14 protein-coding genes and 1 pseudogene are annotated in these 16,321 nt (G+C 37.4%); 3 read left to right on the top strand and 12 right to left on the bottom strand.

Annotated elements, in window-relative coordinates:
• Window positions 1-230, bottom strand: a 230-nt coding sequence (locus NFS31_RS21955) for a hypothetical protein (RefSeq protein WP_251500002.1), incomplete at its 3' end; no start/stop codon positions are given.
• A complete protein-coding gene (locus NFS31_RS21950) occupies window positions 227-1,465 on the bottom strand; it encodes a site-specific integrase (RefSeq protein ID WP_251500000.1) in 1,239 nt (412 codons plus the stop codon). The genes NFS31_RS21955 and NFS31_RS21950, both read right to left, overlap by 4 nt.
• A 146-nt stretch (window positions 1,466-1,611) precedes the next feature.
• Between NFS31_RS21950 and NFS31_RS28035 the strand changes: the two genes are divergently transcribed.
• From NFS31_RS28035 to NFS31_RS21940, 3 genes and pseudogenes are all read left to right on the top strand, one after another.
• The gene (locus NFS31_RS28035) at window positions 1,612-1,839 is read left to right on the top strand and encodes a tyrosine-type recombinase/integrase (protein ID WP_275563917.1); all 228 of its coding nucleotides are present in this window, start codon (window positions 1,612-1,614) and stop codon (window positions 1,837-1,839) included.
• Window positions 1,840-1,960: 121 nt separating this feature from the next.
• Window positions 1,961-2,539: pseudogene (locus NFS31_RS21945) on the top strand (IS66 family transposase); the annotation flags it as partial.
• 6 nt (window positions 2,540-2,545) lie between these two features.
• A complete protein-coding gene (locus NFS31_RS21940; protein ID WP_251499998.1) occupies window positions 2,546-2,785 on the top strand; it encodes a hypothetical protein in 240 nt (79 codons plus the stop codon).
• Between the two features lie 428 nt (window positions 2,786-3,213).
• Here the strand turns inward: NFS31_RS21940 and NFS31_RS21935 are convergent, their stop codons facing one another.
• From NFS31_RS21935 to NFS31_RS21890, 10 genes are all read right to left on the bottom strand, one after another.
• Window positions 3,214-5,790, bottom strand: a complete 2,577-nt coding sequence (locus tag NFS31_RS21935) for a TrlF family AAA-like ATPase (RefSeq protein WP_251499996.1) — start codon at window positions 5,788-5,790, stop codon at window positions 3,214-3,216.
• Window positions 5,791-5,859: 69 nt separating this feature from the next.
• Window positions 5,860-6,966, bottom strand: coding sequence for an AAA family ATPase (locus NFS31_RS21930; RefSeq protein WP_251499994.1), 1,107 nt, complete (start codon window positions 6,964-6,966; stop codon window positions 5,860-5,862).
• Window positions 6,959-7,732 (bottom strand): DUF6414 family protein, encoded by a 774-nt coding sequence (locus NFS31_RS21925; protein ID WP_251499991.1) that lies wholly within the window; start codon window positions 7,730-7,732, stop codon window positions 6,959-6,961. The genes NFS31_RS21930 and NFS31_RS21925 overlap by 8 nt, the downstream gene beginning before the upstream one ends.
• A gap of 121 nt (window positions 7,733-7,853) precedes the next feature.
• The gene (locus tag NFS31_RS21920) at window positions 7,854-10,937 is read right to left on the bottom strand and encodes a type I restriction endonuclease subunit R (RefSeq protein WP_251499989.1); all 3,084 of its coding nucleotides are present in this window, start codon (window positions 10,935-10,937) and stop codon (window positions 7,854-7,856) included.
• Window positions 10,934-12,025, bottom strand: coding sequence for a PDDEXK nuclease domain-containing protein (locus NFS31_RS21915; protein ID WP_251499987.1), 1,092 nt, complete (start codon window positions 12,023-12,025; stop codon window positions 10,934-10,936). The genes NFS31_RS21920 and NFS31_RS21915 overlap by 4 nt, the downstream gene beginning before the upstream one ends.
• Before the next feature lie 55 nt (window positions 12,026-12,080).
• A complete protein-coding gene (locus NFS31_RS21910) occupies window positions 12,081-13,133 on the bottom strand; it encodes a restriction endonuclease subunit S (protein WP_251499985.1) in 1,053 nt (350 codons plus the stop codon).
• 145 nt (window positions 13,134-13,278) lie between these two features.
• Window positions 13,279-15,036, bottom strand: a complete 1,758-nt coding sequence (locus NFS31_RS21905; RefSeq protein ID WP_251499983.1) for a type I restriction-modification system subunit M — start codon at window positions 15,034-15,036, stop codon at window positions 13,279-13,281.
• Entirely contained in the window at window positions 15,029-15,256 is a 228-nt protein-coding gene (locus NFS31_RS21900) for a helix-turn-helix domain-containing protein (RefSeq protein ID WP_251499981.1), read from the bottom strand. The genes NFS31_RS21905 and NFS31_RS21900 overlap by 8 nt, the downstream gene beginning before the upstream one ends.
• A gap of 197 nt (window positions 15,257-15,453) precedes the next feature.
• A complete protein-coding gene (locus NFS31_RS21895; RefSeq protein WP_251499980.1) occupies window positions 15,454-15,852 on the bottom strand; it encodes a hypothetical protein in 399 nt (132 codons plus the stop codon).
• Window positions 15,853-15,969: 117 nt separating this feature from the next.
• Complete coding sequence (locus NFS31_RS21890) at window positions 15,970-16,317, bottom strand: TnpV protein (protein WP_251499979.1); 348 nt, start codon at window positions 16,315-16,317, stop codon at window positions 15,970-15,972.
• Window positions 16,318-16,321 lie beyond the last annotated feature (4 nt).

The following is a 16,321-nucleotide window of genomic DNA, read 5'->3' as shown; positions in this document are numbered from 1 at the left end:
ACTACTTCTTTATTATAATGGGAAGAAGGCCGTTCATGCTCCGTGTAGATAAAGTCATCCATCATGGTTTTTGTAAGTTCCTGCCCCTGGTATCCATTATAATAGTGGAAATGGTCAAAATGCTGAAGATAACGTTCCTGACACTGAAACCGGAATCCAGTCATGTGTTTTGTATGGATATAGGATTGTATCAATCCGGAAAGGGTGCTTTTCCACTGATAATCTCTCATGGATGGAACACCTCCTCCGGATCAAGCGCACATTTGCGCAGGCCTTCCAGATCTATTTTCAGATAGATTGCGGTTGTATTGATGTTCTGGTGCCCAAGCGTTTCTGAGATGACCGGGAGCGGAGCGCCGGAATCCAACATGTTCTTGGCAAGGGTGCTCCTGAGGGAATGCATTCCATGGTGTCCTGGGAGTGCCATGTCCAGTCCTGCCTTGACCATGTACCGGTGGAGTTCCTTGTGCAGGGATTCCTGTTCACCAAACGCACTGAATGGAGGCCTGTGTCTGACAAACAGCCGGTCGCATCCGGTAGATGGCCTGCCGTTTTTCAGGTAATCGATGACTGCCCAGCCGATGTCCTCCAGCAATGGGAGTTCCAGGGGCTGCCCGGTTTTCTTCATTATGATATGAATCGTCTTGCGTACCCAGTTGATATCCTTAAGCCGGAGACTGCGTATGTCACTGACCCGCAGTCCCAGCCGGGTGACCATCAGTAGGATCGCATAATCCCGTTTCCCTTTTGGGTCTTCTCGGTCAACAGCCGCCAGGAGTTTTTTGACCTCATCTTTTTTCCAGGAATAGGGGACCGTCCCATTCCTTGGTATCCTGATTTTGGGAAGCAGATCGGAAAGGTCGTGGCTGGTAAAGCCTTGGAAGAACAAAAAATGCCCGAAGTTGCGCAGGACATACAGCACAGTGCCTACATATTTAACAGAAACTTTATCATACGTGTGCAGGAACGTTTCCAGACATGACGCCGTTATCTGCCCGAGTTCCTTGATATCCTGGGATTCCAGATATAGCAGAAGGTTCCGTACATGGCGGATGTTCAGATCCTTTGTTGCTTCAGCATATCCCCTGGCATTACAGTATTCCTCAAAGGACTGGTAAATCTCAAGATAATCGGATGGGCATTGGAAAAGCTGTACCTGCTTTCTTGGCTCATAGTGGAATGTTCCTGTTTCGAGATACATCAAAAGCAGATGGAGGGGCTTCATACGACGGTTCAGGTTGGGGTCAAGGGTTGTTCCTCGAAAGCTGTTGATTTTTTTACCTGTTTTGAACTGTATATACTCAAGGCAGATTCTCTCATTTACCTCACAGATAGAGTTCTCCTCTAAATACTGTTCAAAAACATGAAATGAATTAATATAGTTCTTCAGCGTGCCGGGAGCTTGTCCCTGTTTTTCAAGGGACGAGATGATAAACTGGATTGCTTCATGGATGTCATTATTCATAAGTTACATCCTCCTTTCGGAGCCAGTATATCATCAAAGTAAAATGGGGAGTGATTTTATCAGAAACATACGAAAATATGGGATTTTTTTAAGGACTCCCCATTTTACTTCACTCCCCATAATATCAAAAATGGGGAGCTCCCCATTTGAGGCATACTACTGCCACCCATATGCTTGAAGCAGGGGTTCCGCTTATTGTGGTTAAGAACTTTCTCGGGCATGTATCCTTGCAGACTACTCAGATATATACAGAGATAACGCAGGATACCATGAATAAACAGCTTAAATCGTGGAATGACAAATGGTTTCTCAAGGATAATTCTCATTTTGAGGACACGAATGGCAAAAGTAACATACCGGAATTCTTAAGGTAAAAAGTAGTTATTGTTATTCGGGATTCAAAACGGAGAACTGCCGATTTACGCTGATGTTGGCAGTTCTCCCAGAATAATAATACTTCTGGGATAATGGGACTTATTCGAGAACTGGAATAAGTCCCACATACGTCGGTACTTTATTGATGCAGTGCCCAAGGGGAAACAGTATGATTACAGCCAGCCGGCAGTACAGGGAGTCCAGTATTGTAACCGCCTGTTTGCCATAGAGGATTCCATTCACAAAAAATATCCCGGTGATTATGAAAAACGGAAGGCACTGCGTCTCGAGAAGGAAAAACCTGTTCTGGAGGCTTTCTGGTCGTGGCTTGAGCAGCAAAAGCCAGTCCGGAATACCCGCATGGATAAAGCGGTGAATTATGTCCTTAACCGGCGGGAAACAGCACAGACTTATCTGGAGGATGGCCGCTGCAGCTTCACAAACAATCTCAGCGAGAACGCAATCCGTCCGTTTGCGGTCGGCAGGAAGAACTGGCTGTTCAGTGATTCTGTAGAAGGAGCCAATGCCAGTGCTGTAGTCTATACAATGGTTGAGATGGCAAAGGCGCACGACCTGAACATTTACAGATATCTGAAATTTCTGCTGGAACATCGGCCAACGAAAGAGATGACTGATGATCAGCTGGCAGAGCTTGCACCCTGGAGTCAAAAACTCCAATCTATCAAAAAGCACATGTGAATTATAGTGAATTACTCCAACTCGCAAAGGGCTGGGGTAATTTTATATCTGACCGCATTATTATTTGGCGGTTACTATGTATCTGTTTGGGAAAACAATATGCCCGATGTGGATAACCTGCTGACTTCATTTTATCAGCTAGACGATGAAGCAAGAAAGGAAGTAGTGGAAACGATACAGTTCAAGTTGCAGTACCACAAAGACAAAGAGCGGGCAGAACAGGTAAAGCAAATAAAAGGTTGGTAAAAAGACAAACTCCGATGAAAACGGTGCCAAATTTCATCGGAGTTCTTTTTTATGGCACCGTTTTGGCACCGCTTTACACATTTTCATTGTTGCATAGTTTCAAAAAAGGGCTTCCCGATTCCTCGGAAAGCCCCATAAAATCTAGCTTTTTACTGATTACTCAATGATAGTAACCACACGACCAGACCCAACAGTCCTACCACCCTCACGGATTAGGTTGTGAGAACCTTGTGTGACAGATAGCGTGTTTTCAGGGTTTTCTGTCATTATATTTTCTGAAAATATTGTTTTTCTCTGTGTTTTCAGAATTTTTGTAGCCAATTTGTAGCCAAGCACAATTTAATTTTCCAATAAAAACTTTTTTACTCATTTCCAACAATAAACCTGTCGAAAATTTATTTTAGCTCCACTTCCAACACTCGAACTCATTAATCAATATTATATTTTCGCTTTCTCATTTGGAATGCATCTCTTCCGCCTTCTAGAATTTGAACAACTTTTTCTTTTACATCCTTTGCATCTATCGAACCAATTCCATTTTCAGTAATTTGACCCTGGCCCTCCTTTTCTTCCATAGCAACAATCAATTCCGCATCACCAAAAACTGGTATATTTGCATTGTGTGTAGCAAAAATGTATTGACGCTTAATCTTATTTTCCCTAATAAGCTCTATTAAATTTTCAGCTATAAAGGAATTGTCCAAATTATCCTCTGGCTGATCCACAACAAGTGGATCTTTATTATCTAATAGCAATATATTTAAAATTGCCGTACATTGCTGACCTTTGGACAGTCTATCAATTGTTTTAAAATTACCTCCAACTTCCAATTCAATAACATATATATTCTTCAATTGCAATTCTTCTAATTCTCGTAATTGCTTTTCACTAAGACTCATGACAATTTTATCTGCTACACTTGCTGTTAAAGAATACTCCCCGCTTAATACATCTCCCCCTTGTCGGATGTTATCAACAAATGTAAATATTTCAAAATCCTGATAATCTAAAATACCCTTTAGTCCCTTTTCAGTAACCCTATCAATTTTGGATAAAACCGACACCAATTCCTGCTTCTGTTGATGAAATTTAATTGACAGTCGTACTTTACCATTTAATTTCTTTTTATTAAGTTTCTTTATCTGTTTCTGTAACTCGGCATCACTTTCATCCCAACATTTTCTACATTCTTCAATTATATTTTTTCTTTCTTGCAATAATTGTTGTTTTTGCTTCTCCAAAGAATCCTTCTTGCTCTGAATCGGTTCAGCGAGTTTAGCTTTCTTTACTAACTCTGTATATTCTGCTACAATCTCTGAAGCAGACTTATCCTGTATTCCTTCAATTCCTTTTAATGATTCTTTAACCTCATTTTCACATTCGTTTCGCTTATTCTCCCAAATAGTCTTCTCTTTATCATATTCTTTTTTTAATTTATCTACTGCTAATTGATAAATAGCTTTAATCCGCTCAACCGTTTCATTGTATTCATCAATAGCTTTCTCGTAATTCAGTAACTCTGTATTATCAGTTTCAATTTTCCCTAATGTTGTTATACTAAAAGCTTCACTTGGTATTCTGTTTTCATAGCTTTCAAATTGTGCTTCTTCTGTTGACAATTTTGTTATTAGAGACAACTTTTTATCTATCCCCGCCGTCTCAAAATATTTTAAACGTTCTTTAACCGCTGGTAAATCACTAACCGTCTCATCACCACTTTCTATTTCTTCCTCCACTTTTCCCAATTTATTTCCATTATCTTTTAATTTATCGTATGCCTCTTCTATCTTTTCCTTTATTTGCTGATTTTCTGGAAAAAGCCTCTTTACAATTTTTTCTATTCTTTCTTGATTATTAACAGTTCCAATAATCTCATTCTGTCCATAAATTTCAACTAAAGGTAACAGCTCTTTTACCTCTAGATCCACAACATTATTCTTTTCATCTTCTATTACAGGTTTTTGATTGTATCTTCTGATTATTTTAAATTTTTTTCCATAATAACTATTAGAAACAACCTCTATTTCTATTCTCCCCTGACTACCCAAATTTGCAGTAATCATATTATCAAATTCTTTCTTTTCTTCTTTCCCCTCAATTTTAATATTCATAGCATATCTAATCAAATTTATTATCGTTGACTTACCAGTTCCTCTTCCACCAATAAGTGTTGTAAGATTATCCGAAAACTCTATTACCAGTCCATCTAAATAGCCTCCAAAAACTTCTATCTTTCTAATGCAACTTTGATAGGTATTCTCTACTTCCGAGTTTAATCTAATCCTTGATTCTGGATCATTAAATGCCATAACAAAATTATCAAAAGAAGGAGCTGTCATTTTTATCAATGTTGATGCCGAAGCTGCCTCTAAATCCTCTGGTTTCTCAATATCTTTTGCATTTATCAATGCAACTTTACGCGCTCTCTTATATTGAGGATCATTATTACGAATTATATTAACATACTTGGGGTCAATTTCTTCTTTAGATGCGGGTATTTGTGCAGCCACTAATAATTTATCCTTCCACACTTGTTGCATTTGTCCTAATTTCAATATACCATTATCTCCAGTAATATGCGCTGCATACCAAAAACCACCTGCATCTTTAATTGTTTTTGCAATTTCGATACAAGACTTTGTACTTGGATCAGTTTCAACCTCCATTGTAGCCGGAAGCCCCAAAGAACCCAAAATCCGATTTAATTCCGATAATGTTTTTTCTGGCGGAAATAAACACACCATATGTATTTTCTCAGCAGATGAAATTTCAAATCCTGGAAATACAACTATCCCACTTTCTTGAAGTTTTTTTCTCAATGTTTCAGTTGTATCAACTGATCCGTGATCCGCTAAACCAACAACTCGTATGTCACACTGCTTGCATTTTTCTACAATCTTATCATTATACACATCTTCGTTTTGAACAGCCTCTCCTCTATACTTTGCATAGCTAAACGGATTTACTTGCAAAGCACATTTATAATATTCTGCATAAAATACCATGATTTATCCTCCCGTATCCTTTATCGCCTTCACTATTAGTTTTCAATCCTTGTGCCAATTTAATTAATTTTAGCATCCATTACCACAAATTTGCTTTATATAATACAATGCAAAAGTATCACTAACCAAATGATGTATTTCCCTTGCATTTCTGCATTTAACAGCAGCACTTTTTAAACTGTCCAAATATTGTTCCGACATTTCTATACCCTTTTCCTCTTTATATTTCATCTGCATCTTTGATATAGACATTTCCATAATTTTTAATTTTGCATCTTCACTTAACTCATTAAATCCTATGACAACATCAAATCTATTAAAAATTGCATCGCCTAATTCTTTTCTAATTTCATCCTCATCTTTATAATTGGATGTACAAATAATAACCGACTTTTTTAGTTGCACTATATAATTCTGATCCTCAAAAATCCCTTCATCAAACAACTGATAAAATGCACTATGAAACGTAGGATGCGCCTTATCAAATTCATCTAACAAAATCACATTAGATTCCCGATCCAACAAATCTTTTGCAAAGCTCTTCTCATAATGTGCTCCGCCAAACAAATATGTTGAAAACTGATTATTTTGAAACATCGAAAATTGTTTTCTAAAAATTTTTTCTTCTAAACATGCGCTAATAAAATTAGCCGTTTCTGTCTTACCAATTCCAGAACTGCCATAAAACAGCATTACGACTGGTTTTTCCCTATCATTTAATGTTAATGGTAATAGCGCCTTCATTAATTGTGTCTTTACACTACTTTGTCCAATAACAATATTATTGTATTTTTCATGAATAACCTTTATCGTTTTTTCGGTTACTGTTCTATATTCCTGCGTTTCCACTATTGTATCGGGGTAAAGACGCTTAATTTGCTCACTAATCTGAAGTGGCGGATTATGTAAATATATATTTTTAACATCCATTTTTGCAAGGAAATTAGCAAAATTCAATATCACGTGTTCTCGTACTCCGGCATATTCCTGAGAACCCGCTACAAAGTTTTCTACTTTTACTTTCTCCACATTTTTTTCTTTATGTTCTTGTCCCTCTATTTGCACTAACATTTTACTAACATCAAGTTCCATTACCAAATCTGTCAATGTTCTATGTTTTTCTGGTATTTTATTTTGAAATTCCCTCTTAGAACCATAAAAAATATAGCTACTCATGCGACACTCCTGCAATTATGACATCATACACTGTGCACTCATCCACGGATTCTTCTATAACATCTCCCAATACCATTTCTGCTGAAACTCTTTCGGGTTTATTTATATAATTAAATTCATTTTCAATTTTCAGATTTTCCAAGTTTAATTTGCCAACTGGCACACCATAATATGTCAATTTCATCTTTAGAAAATCTGCCAAGTTGTAATTATTTCTAAAGGCATTAATATTAAAACGCAAAACAGACTTTTTATTTCCATCATCAACAATCATTTCATAATAACCTCGTTCTCCTAAAATTGCCTGATTCAACTTTTCCATATCAATAGGCATTTGTTCTTTAGGTACAATCGTCAAATAGGAACTAAACATTTTATACATAGTAAAGGAATTAGGATAAGGAGCCACAGTGACACTTTCAAACTTATAAACATTGTCATCTCCATTTGCTCTTGCAAGATAATCTGTCAACAAAGTATTCTGCAATTTACTATCAACGACTTTAGAAACTATAGAAGAATACCCCATATCACCTTTACCCTGAAAAGACGCTTTTAGCATCGATAAAATATTAATACCTCCTCCAATATCAGCCTCGATTTCTCCAATTATTTTCCCTAATCGCTCTTTATTTTCATCTGTAGACCAGTCAAGATGCCCTCCGTTGCGCATGTCCAAATAATCTTGTGCAGCTTCTTCATCAAAATATGGGATTTTAACCAAATTATCTGTCCTAAGTTCTTTACCCTGTTTCTTATCCGTCATATAAACTATCCTCCACAATTTTATAATCCTTATGGATTGCAAATTTCTCTACCATGCAAATATAAACTTATCAATTATTTTCAAGAATTACATAAGCATATAAATCTCATATTTAATTACACTATTCATGCTTTTCCCTATCTCCATATGGTGCCAGTGCCTCCGCCACCATAGACAAATCCTGCGGCATCTCATATGTATAAGCGCCCGTCTCATCCAAAGCCTTTATATCCTTCTTCCTCATCTCCCGATACACAACCTCCGCCAACGCACTCATAATCGCATTATATTTAGCCGTATCTTCAAACAAACTCTGATACGACTCCTGCGCCTCCATATATCCGTCCTGCGCTGCCGTACCAAACGCCTTAGGGAAAATACTTTCAACAAATATTTGCGGATCAGAGGACTGCGCCATCTTTTTCAACTTCTTATCAGAAAGTAGCTTATCTCTCAACGCTGACAGAATAACCTTATCCCCTTCTGTAAAATTGCCCTTGAATTTTTCATTAATTTTTGCAATTACCTCATCCAACGGCGTTTTTTCATCCATCCCCTTGACACCTTTATGCTTTGCAGGCACATATACGGTCTTTGCCTCTTCCAAAGCAATTTCACCCTGAAACGTCTTTTGCAATTTATAATATTCCAGCTTTAGCTTACCCTCCAAGTCAATCAACTCCACAGGGTCTTTCGGCAATAAACCAATTAAGTATGAGCAGAATACATATTCCTTCTGCAACTCTTTATCAAACATCCGAAGGATTTGCGATATGTAGCTATACCATTTAATCAGGTTACGAATCTGTCTACGGAATTGGTATCTCTCATTCTGGGGCTTTTTGTTATAGCGGTTGGAAACTGGAAGTAAAATGCTGCTCATTCGCCCCATCGCCCTGTCATCCTGTCTACCTTTTTTGTAATATTCATCTGTAAAAGCTTTAATATCCTCATCCGAGTAAATACCATACGCCCGCAATTCTCTCTGTGTCTGATACAATAAGTCTGCGTTTACTTCTTCCTGCAAGAATGTTTCCTGAAAGAATGGCTGAAATGCGTCCTTTATATCCTCAGCCTTATTTACAAAATCTAATACAAAGGTATCTGTCTTGCCCTCGCAGGTGCGGTTCAGTCTGGATAAAGTCTGTACTGCTTTCACATTCTTTAACTTCTTATCTACAATCATCGTATGCAAAAGTGGCTCATCAAATCCTGTTTGGTACTTTTCCGCTACAATCAGCACATTAAAATTGTCATGGAACTCCACTTTTGTCTGATTCTCCGAAATATGGGAACCGTCTTTGCGTACATTCAGCTTGGATTCCGTATATTCCTCGCCCTTATCGTCAATCGCACCGGAAAAAGCCACCAAAATGTCCACATCATCATATTTCTTTTCTTCAATGTATCGTTTGATTTCGTGATAATAACGGACAGCAGCCAATCTGGATGATGTGATTACCATCATCTTTCCTTTGCCATCAATCTTATGCCTTGTGGTATCTCTGAATGTCTCCACAATAATCTGTGATTTCTGACTGATATTATAAGGATGCAACTCTTGATATTTACGGATGACCTTTGCCGCCCTGCTTGACGGAACATCGGGATTATCTACCATAGTCTTTGCAATTCTAAAACAAGTATTATAGGTCATGTAATTTTGAAGAACATCAAGAATAAACTTCTCCTCAATCGCCTGCCGCATACTATATACATGGAACGGATGAAAAGAGCCATCCTCCTGTTCCTGCCCAAACATTTCCAGAGTAGTAGCCTTTGGCGTAGCAGTAAAAGCAAAAAAGGATAAATTCTTATGTTTGCCTTGGGCAATCATTTCTTTTACAAGCCTGTCCTCCGGATCAACTTCCTCCTCCGCTAATCCTTCACGCTCTGCATACTCCCGCAAGGCTTCTTCCGTATCCGCCAATGCGGTCTTTAATTTAAGTGCCGAACTACCTGTCTGAGAAGAATGTGCTTCATCTACAATAACAGCAAAGCATCTGCCATTTGCCTTGTCAACTTCCGTATAAATTACCGGAAATTTTTGTAAAGTAGTAACAATAATACGCACACCGTTATTGATTGCATTTTTCAAATCCTGCGAATTTTTATCTTCTCCTATGGTTTCTATGGCACCTAACTTATGGTCAAATCCCGAAATTGTCTCCTGAAGCTGTGCGTCTAATATCGTTCGGTCTGTCACAACAATCACACTGGAAAATATCGGCTTATTACTCCCGTCAAAAAGTGATGCAAGACGGTATGCTGTCCACGCAATCGAATTGGATTTGCCGGAACCTGCGCTATGCTGAATCAAGTAATTTTTCCCTGCTCCATTTATCCGTACATCTGCAATAAGTTTCCGAACTACATCTAACTGATGGTAACGCGGGAATATCAATGTCTTCTTTCTCTGTAAATTGATAAACTTCTGGATAATATCCAACATACTGTCTTTCTGAAATATATTTTCCCAAAGATATGCCGTAGGATACCCATTCGGATTGGGCGGATTACCCGCTCCACCGTCAGAGCCAGCTCCATTAGAACCCTGATTAAAAGGTAAGAAATAGGTATCTTTCCCTGCCAGTTTCGTTGTCATCCAAACTTCCGTATGATCTACGCAAAAATACGCCAAAATTCTCTTATTAAATTGAAAACACAACTCCCTTGGATCTCTGTCATACATCCATTGAGTTTTAGCATTATCTACATTCTGCCCTGTGTACTGATTTTTTAATTCAAAAGCAAACACCGGAATCCCATTTACCACAAGCACCATATCCACCGACTTTTTCGTGTCTGCGGAATAATACCATTGTCTATAGCATTCCACTTCATTTTCCGCATACTGAATCCCTGCTGTATCATTCAATGCAGATTCGGGTTTAAAATAGCAGACTTTAAAGGTAATGCCTCTATGCTTGAATCCGTTTCGCAAGACATGCAGCACTCCGTCCATATCACAAGCATTATTAAAAGCAACACAGAATTTGCGCACAGGATCTATATCATTCTGCCGTTCAAATGCCGCCCACTCCCTCGGTTGAGTACGCTGAATAAAAGCAATCAGTTTATTCGGATATAAACCCAACTTGGGATTGTATGTTCCATTTCCCCGTGTATATCCACCTTCGGTTGATATAAGAAAAGCTTCAATATCTGATTCAAATTGTTTTTCTGTGGTAACTGTTATGCTCATGATTCTTCCTCCGCAATCCATTGTCTGAACTTATCCTGTAATAACTTTTTATCTGGTAAATAAAGTTTATATTGAGAAGCATAAATATTCGCATCTTTGGGCAGAGTAATCTCTACCAGTGCATCATTCGCTTCCCTACACATCAGAATGCCAATTGTCGGATTTTCTTCATCAAGTTTTTCATATCGGTCATAATAATTCACATACATCTGCATCTGTCCGATATCTTGATGCGTCAGCTTGTCTACTTTTAAATCAATCAAAACATAACAACGTAAAAGTCGATTATAAAAGACCAAATCCACATAATAATTGTCTTCATTAAAAGTAAATCGTTTCTGCCTTGCCTCAAAGAGATAACCTTTACCCAACTCAAGCAAAAACTTTTGAAGCTTATCGATGATAGCGGTTTCCAAATCGCTTTCAGAATATTCTGCTTTTTCCTCCAAGCCAAGAAATTCTAATACAGTTGGTTGTTTCACAATATCCTTTGGATTAGCAATTACATTTCCCTCTCTTGCCAATCGCATTACAGCATCCTTATCTCTGCTAAGTGCCAATCTTTCATACAAGCTGGAATTATATTGCCTTTGCAATGTTCTGATTCCCCATCCAGATTTAGCAGATTCTATCTCATAAAAACTTCGTTCCTCTTTATTTTCAATTCGCATAAGCTGTAAATAATGCGACCAAGACACAATAAATGGTGGATTTTCTTCCAATTGCCTAAACACTGTTTCAGTTTTTTCGATTGCAAATTGCCTAAACACTGTTTCGGCAATTCGATCTTCATAATTCAAATAAAAACGTCTGAAAAATTCTAAATTTGCCTTTGAAAACCCTCTGCCAAACTTTTCTGTTAAGTGATCAGACAAAGCCTTTATAACTTTTTTCCCATATTGAGCGCGCTCCTGCCCTTCCTGCTGTACCTCTACAATCCATTTGCCAAGTGAATAATATGTCATAAGCTGCACCAAGTTTACCTGTTTTGCAACAAGTTGTCTCGCATATTGTATTAAATCAATCGAATTTGCAATCAATGTATCCAACGACTGATTTGCTTCTATCATTTCATTTTTATTGTCCATCCAGTCTCCTTCCAATCTATTTCATGCTACGGATAAATACTGCACCTTATGCTTGCTATTCCTGTGGCACTTCTTTTTTTCCTGTGGCATATTCATATATTAGCATTTTTTTATATTCTTGTAGCTCTAAAACAAGTTTTTCTTTAGCCATAATTAATAAGTCAATCTCTTTGATTCTTGTATCCAAATAATCTGCGATTTCACATTGTTCTTCATAAGATGGAACTAAAACTTGAAAATCCAAAAATTTATCAGCTTGCAAACGCCAACGCCCGAATTCACTAACCCCTTGACCAAGACTATAAAATATCTTGTTAAAATAACACATTTGAAACATATATAAGTAATATCTTGAATTGCTTATGCTCTCATCATTCAACATGAATACTCTATAATCAGGACTTGTTACACCATTGTACTTAGAAACGTCAACCCAGCCAGTAAGCAAATCCATATGGTTCATTACAAACTCGCCAATATTAAGCATTTGATAATTGCTATAATCTGTTGCCATTTGTCCCTCATTTTTGCTAATATCTTTCGGCACTATACCTCGCTGTGTTACGGATAATACCGTCAATCCCGCCCGCCCGGCAATTACTTTCTTAATATGAAATACTCGGCGCAACTTTATTACTTTCCAATCCAGTGGTATTTCGCCATACCACTTTATACCACTTTGAATTCGCACCCTATCTTTTTTTAACCCATTTGTTATAACCTCTGTAATAATTCCTTCACGAAGCTTTTTATATCCGCCAATTGAATCTATAGTTTTCGAAATTACAGCATCTATTTTCTTGCATTTTTCATTTAAAAAGCATATTATTCGCCTTTTTTCTCTTTCACTCGGCTCTGGCAATGGGATTCTTTTCATACTATCCCATCTTGTTGTCCATAAATCAGCTACGATTCCATTCCCCCATCTATAAAACTCATCTGGAAAGAACTTAGAGCAAAGCATATAGTTATAATATTCAATATTCTCAACCATATGCGGCTGAAGTACTATATTTATTAAAGAGCATGATCCATCCTGTGGTGCAATACCGTATGCTCCACGTCTATCAGAACGACTGTTAATAACAAAGTCACCTTTTTTAACCAACTTCCGATTATATCTATCATCTGACCTCACAACCGATGCAAGCTGAGGTACGCATCATAAATATTCCCTATATTTGTTAAATTCCAACTTTGGGGGATATCTCCAATCCATTCGCAATTTCTATCTTTCATAGCTTGACTCATAATTAATCCTCCGTATGAAACAATATCTTTAATGATTCAGCTATTTCAGCTTCCAATCTCTCCAACCTTCTGGCAATTTCGCTGGCTGATTCCACCTTGGGAAATTTATAAAAATACCGCGTCATTGGAATTTCATATCCAACTTTAATTTTCTTTTTATCAATCCATGCATCCGGTATATATGGCAAAATTTCACGTTCAAAATATTTGTCAATTTCCTCCGAAAGTGGGATATTTTCTGTATCCCGCAGAGTAATATCAGGCTGTACCTTTCCATTTTTTATCACAAGATTACCGTCCTTATCTCTCATAGGACGTTCAACTACAACTTTATTATAGCCAAATTCTTCTGAGTCAAATATTTTGCTTACACAATATATCTCATTAACATTTCCATAAATAGCATTATTTTGATATTCACCATATGCTCTACTTATCAATTCTCTGCAAGCATCGGTAATATCACTACGTTTTGTACCAATTGCTCTACGTCTTATTTCAAAACAATGCGATGCATCTATTAATTGGACTTTCCCCGCTCTATGTGAAGGCTTATTTTTTCTCAAAATCCATATATATGTACCAATTCCTGTGTTCATGAACTGATTTGTTGACAATTGTATAATTGCATCCAACCAATCATTTTCTAATATATACTGCCTAATATTTGACGAACCACTACCTGCATCTCCTGAAAATAAAGCAGATGCATTCTGTATAATTGCCATCTTCCCATTCGGTGCAAGCTTAGAAAGCCCATTTAACACAAATAGTTGCTGTCCATCACTGATTTTAGGAAGTCCGGGCGCAAATCTGCCCTGTTCACCTCTTACAGCTTCTTCTTCCACCTTTTTCTGTTCGCGTTTCCAGTCAATTCCAAAAGGCGGATTGGAAATACAGTAATCAAATGTAAAACCTTCAAACTGATCGTCAGACAAGGTATCTCCGAACCTCATATTGTCCGGATCTCCACCCCGAATCATCATATCTGCTTTTGCTATCGCATAAGTAGAAGGATTAAACTCCTGTCCAAAACAGGTAACCTCTATATCGCTGTTCAAATCATGGATTCTCTCCTCCATACAGGAAAGCATCTGAGATGTTCCCATTGTCATATCATAGACTGTCATTCCGCCTGCGTCTAAATTAGCATCCGCAAGCAGCAAATCTGTCATAAGGTAAATAATATCCCTGCTGGTAAAATGTGCTCCTGCTTCCTCTCCAAATGACTCTGAAAATCGGCGCACTAAGTCTTCAAAAATATACCCACAATCCACAGCGCTGATTTTATCAGCACCTAAATACCCTTTTTCAGAATTAAACTCCTTAATAATCAGATATAATGTATTACTCTCCACCATTCTTTTGATAATATTATCAAAGTCAAACTTAGATAATACATCCTGCGCATTTGCAGAAAAACCGGCTAAATAGTCTTTAAAGTTTGTTTCTATATTATCCGGATCAGCTAAAAGCGTCTCAAATGTAAATTTACTTGTGTTATAAAACTGATAGCCGGATGCTCTTGTCAGAAAAGCATCAATGACCGCCAAATGCTTCACTTTTTCATACTGTGCAAGCACATTATCATGAGTAGGCAGTAAGCAATCATGAAATCTCTTGACTACTGTCATAGGTAAAATGACAAGTCCATATTCATGTGGCTTAAACGGTCCCCGAAGCATATCTGCCACATTCCAAATGACAGTCGCTTTTTCTGCTATATTAATTCCAACATCACTGATTTTATCGTTACTCATCCTTATCAGCTTCCTCCTGCGTTCTTTTATAATTTACTAAATCTGCAAAATCACAATCCAATTTTTCACATATACGCTCCAAAACAGATAAATTCACAGACTCTCCATTTGTCATTTTCGCCATAGTACTGGAACTTAACCCCGTACTTTTACATAAGTCACCCTTTTTCATACCCTTATCGATCAATAACTTCCATAGTCCGTTATAACTGATTGCCATAATATAGTTCCTCTTGCTTTCTACAAATCAGCGTTTCATAATAAACAATAGTTCTTATCAGAAGCGCCCTTTGCGCCATACATCCGATTATAAGAAGCTGTCCTTGCTTCTTATCGTATATTTTAAATCATATCATTATTTTCCCAAATAATCAATTTGAATATTCAAATACTGTAATTTAAAATTCAAATATTTTTCTACTTCAACGTCTCAATCAAAAGACTTAATGCTGCCGCTATTTCTTCATTTAATTTCTTTTCTCCTTCGCTCTTAGCATGTATATCAGCTATCTCATGCATAACATCTATAATGATATGTGCATCTTCTTTAGTCGGCTTATCTGCACTTCCATTATTTAAGACCAATTGCACGGATTTTAAGAAAATTATAGTAACCGAATATCGGTTTTCGTCAACATCAAAGTTATCTTTTATAAACCTAATTAAATATGCTGTTGACTTCAGCATTTGTGAAACCGTCATATTCTCTTTTCCATTTGTAGCAAGCACGGTACTACCCTGCAATTTCCCATGTGGAACCGCAAATAACTCTCTAATTCCTATTTTTTCCATAATGTCTTGCACACTTTTTTGCATCAGATTCCCTCCTTCAAATCATCATAAATACATAATACTCTTTTTCCAATGATAAATCAGCATATATATGATAAAAAGTAGCAAGAACTTTTTTATTTTGTTCCTGCTACTTTTTGCTCACAAGCAATAAATAATTTCTTCCCTCACAATCTCCTCTGCCCTCGCCCGAATGTTATTCATTCTCCGCACCCAAAGCATCTGATCCTGTGCCTTTAACTGCTCCGTCACTCCCTCCTGTTTTGTCATCTGCTCCACAAGTAAGTCAAATCTTTCCTCTGCCTGTTCCTGTATCATCAACAGATGTTTCTTTAATTCTCCAGATAACAGTAATCCCGAATAAATACCTCTCCTATGATTCTCCAAATAGGATTTCCTCATCAGTCCAAACTTCCTCAGCTCTCCCTCCGGATCAGGAATTAAGTTCGGTATCAAATAATCTCCACATTTTTCATACGTTAAATCCATAGTA

This window comes from Otoolea muris (assembly GCF_943193115.1).
Classification (GTDB): domain Bacteria; phylum Bacillota; class Clostridia; order Lachnospirales; family Lachnospiraceae; genus Otoolea; species Otoolea muris.
This window is presented reverse-complemented; position numbering and strand designations above follow the sequence as displayed.